Below are 6,160 nucleotides of genomic sequence, written 5' to 3'. Positions count from 1 at the left end.
GTCGGCACGCGCTCCAGCGTACGTGGATAGCGTGTGTCTCCGCATGACCCGCCCTGATGTGGGAAACTTCCTGCGGGTGCACACACTGTGACCCATGCAACAGGGACAGAAGGAATCATGACCGACGACGTTCTCCGCCAGGCACCGCTCTTCTCAGGTCTCGACGACGAGGCAGCTGGGGCACTCGAGGCATCCATGTCCCCGGCGACCCTTCGCCGCGGCGAGATTCTCTTCAACGAGGGCGACGACGGCGACCAGCTGTACGTCGTCACCGACGGCAAGGTGAAGCTCGGCCGCACCTCCCCGGACGGTCGCGAGAACCTGTTGGCCATCCTCGGCCCCGGCCAGATGTTCGGCGAGCTGTCGTTCTTCGATCCCGGACCTCGCTCGGCCACCGCCACTGCCGTCACCGATGTCGAGCTCAAGAGCCTCGGTCACGCAGCGCTCAGCCCCGTGCTCAGCGCCCATCCTGACGTCGCCCACGCACTCCTCAACCAGCTTGCGGGACGTCTGCGCCGCACCAACGAGGTCGTCGGCGACCTGGTGTTCTCCGACGTACCCGGTCGCGTCGCCAAGGCGCTGCTCGATCTCGCCTCCCGCTTCGGCCGTCGCGCCGACGACGGCGTACACGTCAATCACGACCTCACGCAGGAGGAGCTGGCTCAGCTCGTCGGCGCATCGCGCGAGACCGTCAACAAGGCTCTTGCGGACTTCGCGTCACGCGGCTGGCTGCGCCTCGAACCCCGCAGCGTCGTCATCCTCGATCTTGAGCGACTGCAGCGACGAGCTCGCTAGTTGTTGTCCTTGAGGTACGTGAGCTGAGCCGCAACCGACAGGTCAGCGGCCGGCCACAGCATCTCGTCGACATCTGAGTAGACCCGCTCGACCACCTCGCGCGGGGTGACTGCGCCAGCCTCAACGGCCGCGCGTACCTGATCAAGTCGTTCGGCCCTGTGCTCGAGATAGAAGTCCACTACTGCAGCAGGGTCGTCGATGACCGGTCCGTGACCAGGGAGGATGCGGCTCACCAGCCCTTCCTCGATGAGCTCACGGATGTGTGCCAAGGAGTCGAGGTACGGGCCGAGGACACCGTCAGGATGCGCCACGATCGTCGTACCGCGCCCGAGGATCGTGTCACCGGAGAACAGCGATGCCTCCGCGCCGATCATGAAGCAGGTCGAGTCATTCGTATGCCCCGGTGTCGCGAGCACCTCGATCTGCAGGCCATCGACGTCGATGACCTCTCCATCGACCAGCGGCCCAGCATTGCGGCAGAACTCCGGATCGGTCGCCCGTGTCGGCGCTCCCGTCAGGTCCACCATCCGTGAGAGGGCATCGGTGTGGTCGAAGTGCCGGTGCGTGAAGAGCACCAGGCCGACCTCGCCTGCTGCCTCGACGACGGCGGAGATGTGAGCCTCGTCGTCCGGACCGGGATCGATGACGACCGCCCGGCCGGAGCCTTCACGAAGGATCCAGGTGTTGGTGCCCTCGAGCGTCATCATTCCCGGGTTGTCGCAGCGAAGCACCGACGCGCGCTCCGTCACCTTTGTCGTCGTCATGACAGACCCTCCGTGTCACTCTCGAGGAACAGCTCGCCGTCGACCTCGACCAGCTTCGGCTCGATGGCTCGTACGATGCGCTTTTCCGCTGCCGTCAGCACCTCAGGTGCGGCGAGGTCGGCGATCTCCTTGCAGGTGAAGAACGTCGGCGGCAGCATGCCCGAGGCGCCGCTCTCGACTGCCTCGAGGACCTTGCTCAGCGGTGCCCAGAGCGCATGATCGGACTCACGGGCGAGCTCACCGACGGACTGGCCCTCGGGGAGAACAGCCACGAAGAACCGGGTGTCGAAGCGGCGGGGCTCGAAGATCGGGGTGATCCAGTGCGACCACGCGCCCAGCAAGTCCGCACGGAGCACGAGGCCGGAGTCAGCTAGGTAGGCAGCAAACGTCAGCTCGCGCGCCTCAAGAGCGAGTCGAGCAGCTTGGAACTCCGGGCTGCTGGTGTCGGCAACCACCGAGTCCGCGTCGGGGCCGGCAAGCAGCACTCCCGACTCTTCGAACGTCTCTCGCACTGCGGCACACACAAGCCCCTTCGCGATGTCTTCGGAGCAACCGAAGCGCTCGGCCCACACGGAAGGTGGCGGACCGGCCCACGGCACCTCAGCGTTGCGGTCGGCGTCGTCGACACCACCACCGGGGAACACGTACATGCCGGGGGCGAACTCCATGGTCGGCTGGCGACGCAGGAGGTAGGCCTCGATGCCGGCAGCCCCATCGCGTACGACAACCACCGTCGCCGCATCACGCGGCACGACCGGGTTGTCAGCGGCAATCGCCGCCCGCTCCTTGAGCATCTCCGGGACGGGGATGCGCATCGTCAGCCGATCTCGACGATGAGCTCGACCTCGACTGGGGCATCGAGCGGGAGAACCGGTACGCCGACGGCGCTGCGAGCATGCTGTCCGGCATCACCGAACGCCGCTCCGAAGAGCTCGCTCGCACCATTGGCGACACCGGGTTGTCCGGTGAAGTCGGGCGTGCTCGCGACGAACACGGTCGCCTTGACGACGCGTACGACCTGGTCGAGATCCTCGACCTGCGACTTCACGGCGGCGATCGCATTGAGGGCGCACTGTTTGGCGCAGTCGTAGGCCTCTTCGGCCGACACCTCGCCACCCACCTTGCCGGCGAGGAGCAGCTGGCCGTCGCGAAGCGGCAGCTGCCCCGACGTGAAGACGTACGAACCTGAGCGCACGGCAGGCACGTAGACCGCCACCGGCGCGGGCACGGTGGGCACGACGAGGTCCAGCCCCGCGAGACGGTCCTCGACCGCGCTCATTCGACCGGACGCTTGAAGTAGGCGACGAGGTTCTCGGGATTCATACCCGGCACGATCTGGACGAGTTCCCAGCCGTCAGACCCGAAGTTGTCAAGAATCTGCTTGGTCGCGTGCACCAGCACCGGTGCGGTCATGTATTCCCATTTGCTCATGACGCGACTCTAGTGCGTCCAGTACTGAGTCTCCCCGGGACGGACTCAGAGCTTGGAACCGACGAGCTCCATGCCCGCTTCGGCCTGAGCCCTCACCGCATCCTCCGTGACAGCTGCTCCGCCGAGCTGGGTGATGCCGACGACGACGAGCTGAGTGCCAGTCAGGATCGAGCCCTGAGCCTGGATCGATTCACCGCCACCGCCCTTCAGCGGGCCAAGGACCAGGAAGGCGCCATCGCCCAGACCGGAGACGTCTTCCGCCTCACCGTCGAGAACGGCCGTCGTGCCTGCTTTGGAGCCCTCGAGTCCACCATTCACATCGGCATCACCCTGCACGCTGACCGACAGCGACGCGAGGCGCGGGTCTTCCTCGTTGCCCCAGGAGCATCCGCCACCGGGCGTCTCGGAGACGACGACGGGGTAGCCGAGGACTGCCTCGACCTCAGCCGGAGTGATCGCCTTGCAGGGGTCGAACGCTGCCGCACTCTCCTTGCTGGAGTCCGGCTTGTCACCACTGGGCGCGTCATCTGAACCGCTGCTTCCCGACGAGCAGGCGCTCAGTACACACATCAGCAGGACGGCACTGGCAGCCAGGGTTTTGCGCATGATGACTCCTCGGGGTTGTCTCAACGCTGACGTACACAGACCGCCCGAGGTAGTAGGGAAAACACTGAACGCGCCGGACAAACACATCATCGGTACGCTCGGCAGGTGGCTCTCTCGACCCAGCTCCATGTCGTCACCGGCAAGGGCGGCACCGGCAAGACGACGGTGGCCGCTGCTCTGGCGATGGCGCTGGCCGGCGAGGGCAAGAAGGTTTTGCTGTGCGAGGTCGAAGGCCGCCAGGGCATTGCGCAGCTGTTCGATGTTCCGCCGCTTCCGTACGAGGAGCGCAAGATCGCCGTCGGCCTCGGCGGCGGTTCTGTGTATGCGCTGGCGATCGACCCGGAGTCAGCGCTGCTGGAGTACCTCGCGATGTACTACCGACTCGGTCGCGCCGGCAAGGCGCTCGACCGCTTCGGCATCATCGATTTCGCGACGACGATCGCGCCCGGCGTTCGCGATGTGCTCCTCACCGGCAAGGTCTACGAGGCCGCCCGCAGACGCGAGGGCCGGGACTTCACGTACGACGCCGTGGTGATGGACGCACCACCCACCGGTCGCATCACCCGGTTCCTGAACGTCAACTCCGAGGTCGCCGGACTCGCGAAGGTCGGGCCGATCCGCCGTCAGGCTGACTCGATCATGGAGATGATGCGGTCGAAGGACACGCGCGTGCACGTCGTGTCAGTGCTCGAGGAGATGCCGGTCCAGGAGACGATCGACGGCATTGCCGAGCTGAGGAGCGAGCGCCTCCCGGTCGGCCACGTGATCCTCAACCTCGTACGACCGCCGATGGTCAGCGCGAGCACCAAGGTGGCACTCCTCACCCGCAGCGTGACCGTTGACGCCATCGGTGACTCACTGGAGTCGGTGGGTCTCGATCCCAAGGCCGCGTACGACCTGATGGCTGGCGGAGTCGCCAGCCTGAAGCGTCAGGATCTCCAGGAGAGCCAGCGCGAGCTCCTGGTCGACTGTGGCCAGCCGCTGATCGAGCTCCCGTCTCTCCCGGACGGCATCGACCTCGGCGCTCTCTTCGAGCTCGCCGAGACCCTCCAGAGTGCAGGCATCGCATGAGCCCGAAGAAGGCCCCGCCTCCTCGCAAGGTGAAGGCCACCCCACGTGGAATGTCCGGGACCGCCACGGGCACTCTCGACATCGATGCCCTCCTCGCGGACCGCAAGACCGAGATCATCGTCTGCTGCGGCTCTGGTGGGGTCGGGAAGACCACGACCGCGGCGGCACTGGGGCTTCGCGCTGCTGAGCAGGGTCGCAAGGTCTGCGTACTCACGATTGATCCGGCTCGTCGCCTCGCGCAGTCCATGGGCCTCACCGAGCTCGACAACAACCCCCGGCCCGTCAAGGGCGTCGGCGGCGGGCCCGGCTCGCTCGACGCGATGATGCTCGACATGAAGCGCACGTTCGACGAGGTCGTCGAACAGCAGGCGTCGCCGGAGAAGGCAGCGCAGATCCTCAACAACCCGTTCTACGTGGCGCTGTCGAGCTCCTTCGCAGGCACGCAGGAGTACATGGCCATGGAAAAGCTCGGCCAACTGCACGCCGAGGCCGTCGGCGACGACCACCGTTGGGACCTGATCATCGTCGACACTCCCCCGTCGCGATCTGCCCTCGACTTCCTCGATGCGCCCGAACGGCTCTCGTCGATGCTCGACGGCCGGTTCATCAAGCTGTTGCTCGCTCCGGCCAAGGGGCCGGCCAAGCTGCTCACAGCTGGGTTCGGCATCGTCACTGGCGCGCTCAACAAGGTGCTCGGAGCTCAGGTGCTCACCGACATGCAAACGTTCATCGCCGCCTTCGACACGCTTTTCGGTGGGTTCAGGCAGCGAGCCGAGGGGACGTACGCGCTCCTGCAGGCTGAGGAGACGGCATTCGTGGTCGTTGCTTCACCCGAGCCTGCCGCCATGCGCGAGGCGTCGTACTTCGTCGAGCGGCTCGCGGGGGAGAGCATGCCTCTCGCTGGCCTCGTCATCAACCGTGTGCACGACGAGGGCGCTCAGGGGATCACCGCCGCCGATGCCGAATCAGCCGGACGTCGGCTCGCTTCAGGAAGCGCGACGGATCAGGTCGCAGCCGAACTTCTGGCGATCCACGCTGCACGACTCAAGGTGTCGGCGCGAGAGTCGCGACTCAAGTCAGGGTTCGCAGCGGCACATGGTGGCGTGCCGACAGTGTCAGTCGCAGCACTCGCCGGAGACGTCCACGACCTCGAGGGACTGCGCGAGATCGGCGAGTTGCTCGCGAAGAAGGACTAGCTAGCGACCTGGAGGATGTTGCGCCAGGCGGTGACGTTGGGCCGGCGACGCAGCAGGGCACGGCGCTCGCGCTCGGTCATACCGCCCCAGACACCCCACTCGATGCGATTGTCCAGCGCTTCAGCAAGGCACTCGGCGCGTACGTGACACGTAGAGCACAGCTGCTTGGCGCGATTCTGCTCGGCGCCCTTGACGTACAGCGCGTCAGACTTTCCACGACATGCGGCCTGTGCCGCCCAGTTTTCGTTCCACTGCATCATGTGAACCTCCCCGAGACCGGCCACGTTGGCCGAAGTG

Annotated in this window: 9 protein-coding genes; 3 read left to right on the top strand and 6 right to left on the bottom strand. The window is 66.1% G+C overall.

Annotated elements, in window-relative coordinates:
- Window positions 1-117: 117 nt before the first annotated feature.
- Window positions 118-795, top strand: a complete 678-nt coding sequence (locus tag V6M39_RS13030) for a Crp/Fnr family transcriptional regulator (RefSeq protein WP_332644240.1) — start codon at window positions 118-120, stop codon at window positions 793-795.
- On the opposite strand, the gene V6M39_RS13025 is transcribed toward V6M39_RS13030, so the two are convergent.
- From V6M39_RS13025 to V6M39_RS13005, 5 genes are read right to left on the bottom strand one after another with little or no spacing between them, the layout of a single operon-like run.
- Window positions 792-1,559 carry an MBL fold metallo-hydrolase gene (locus tag V6M39_RS13025; protein ID WP_332644239.1) on the bottom strand — a complete coding sequence of 256 codons (768 nt, stop codon included), beginning with the start codon at window positions 1,557-1,559 and terminating at the stop codon, window positions 792-794. The genes V6M39_RS13030 and V6M39_RS13025 overlap by 4 nt on opposite strands.
- The gene (locus V6M39_RS13020) at window positions 1,556-2,374 is read right to left on the bottom strand and encodes an NUDIX hydrolase (protein WP_332644238.1); all 819 of its coding nucleotides are present in this window, start codon (window positions 2,372-2,374) and stop codon (window positions 1,556-1,558) included. Before V6M39_RS13020 ends, V6M39_RS13025 begins: the two co-directional genes overlap by 4 nt.
- 2 nt (window positions 2,375-2,376) lie before the next feature.
- Window positions 2,377-2,838 (bottom strand): RidA family protein, encoded by a 462-nt coding sequence (locus V6M39_RS13015; RefSeq protein WP_332644237.1) that lies wholly within the window; start codon window positions 2,836-2,838, stop codon window positions 2,377-2,379.
- Window positions 2,835-2,990 (bottom strand): DUF4177 domain-containing protein, encoded by a 156-nt coding sequence (locus tag V6M39_RS13010; RefSeq protein ID WP_332644236.1) that lies wholly within the window; start codon window positions 2,988-2,990, stop codon window positions 2,835-2,837. Before V6M39_RS13010 ends, V6M39_RS13015 begins: the two co-directional genes overlap by 4 nt.
- A 45-nt stretch (window positions 2,991-3,035) precedes the next feature.
- Entirely contained in the window at window positions 3,036-3,596 is a 561-nt protein-coding gene (locus V6M39_RS13005) for a DUF3558 family protein (RefSeq protein ID WP_332644235.1), read from the bottom strand.
- 105 nt (window positions 3,597-3,701) lie between these two features.
- Between V6M39_RS13005 and V6M39_RS13000 the strand changes: the two genes are divergently transcribed.
- Both V6M39_RS13000 and V6M39_RS12995 read left to right on the top strand, forming a co-directional pair.
- The gene (locus tag V6M39_RS13000) at window positions 3,702-4,667 is read left to right on the top strand and encodes an ArsA-related P-loop ATPase (RefSeq protein WP_332644234.1); all 966 of its coding nucleotides are present in this window, start codon (window positions 3,702-3,704) and stop codon (window positions 4,665-4,667) included.
- Window positions 4,668-4,717: 50 nt separating this feature from the next.
- Window positions 4,718-5,863 (top strand): ArsA family ATPase, encoded by a 1,146-nt coding sequence (locus V6M39_RS12995; protein ID WP_332644242.1) that lies wholly within the window; start codon window positions 4,718-4,720, stop codon window positions 5,861-5,863.
- Here V6M39_RS12995 and V6M39_RS12990 read toward each other — a convergent pair.
- Window positions 5,860-6,120, bottom strand: coding sequence for a WhiB family transcriptional regulator (locus tag V6M39_RS12990; protein ID WP_332644241.1), 261 nt, complete (start codon window positions 6,118-6,120; stop codon window positions 5,860-5,862). The two genes, V6M39_RS12995 and V6M39_RS12990, sit on opposite strands and share 4 nt — an antisense overlap.
- Window positions 6,121-6,160 lie beyond the last annotated feature (40 nt).

It is taken from the genome of Aeromicrobium sp., assembly GCF_036675695.1.
Taxonomy (GTDB): domain Bacteria; phylum Actinomycetota; class Actinomycetes; order Propionibacteriales; family Nocardioidaceae; genus Aeromicrobium.
Note: the sequence above shows the minus strand (reverse complement) of the source record. Positions and strands in the feature narration are given on the sequence as shown.

What these genes read in the sequence shown, in the direction of transcription:
- V6M39_RS13030 (WP_332644240.1), top strand. Translation starts at nt 118, where the DNA reads ATGACCGACGACGTTCTCCGCCAGGCACCGCTCTTCTCAGGTCTCGAC.
- V6M39_RS13010 (WP_332644236.1), bottom strand. Translation starts at nt 2,990, where the DNA reads ATGAGCAAATGGGAATACATGACCGCACCGGTGCTGGTGCACGCGACC.
- V6M39_RS13015 (WP_332644237.1), bottom strand. Translation starts at nt 2,838, where the DNA reads ATGAGCGCGGTCGAGGACCGTCTCGCGGGGCTGGACCTCGTCGTGCCC.
- V6M39_RS13025 (WP_332644239.1), bottom strand. Translation starts at nt 1,559, where the DNA reads ATGACGACGACAAAGGTGACGGAGCGCGCGTCGGTGCTTCGCTGCGAC.
- V6M39_RS13005 (WP_332644235.1), bottom strand. Translation starts at nt 3,596, where the DNA reads ATGCGCAAAACCCTGGCTGCCAGTGCCGTCCTGCTGATGTGTGTACTG.
- V6M39_RS12995 (WP_332644242.1), top strand. Translation starts at nt 4,718, where the DNA reads ATGTCCGGGACCGCCACGGGCACTCTCGACATCGATGCCCTCCTCGCG.
- V6M39_RS12990 (WP_332644241.1), bottom strand. Translation starts at nt 6,120, where the DNA reads ATGCAGTGGAACGAAAACTGGGCGGCACAGGCCGCATGTCGTGGAAAG.
- V6M39_RS13020 (WP_332644238.1), bottom strand. Translation starts at nt 2,374, where the DNA reads ATGCGCATCCCCGTCCCGGAGATGCTCAAGGAGCGGGCGGCGATTGCC.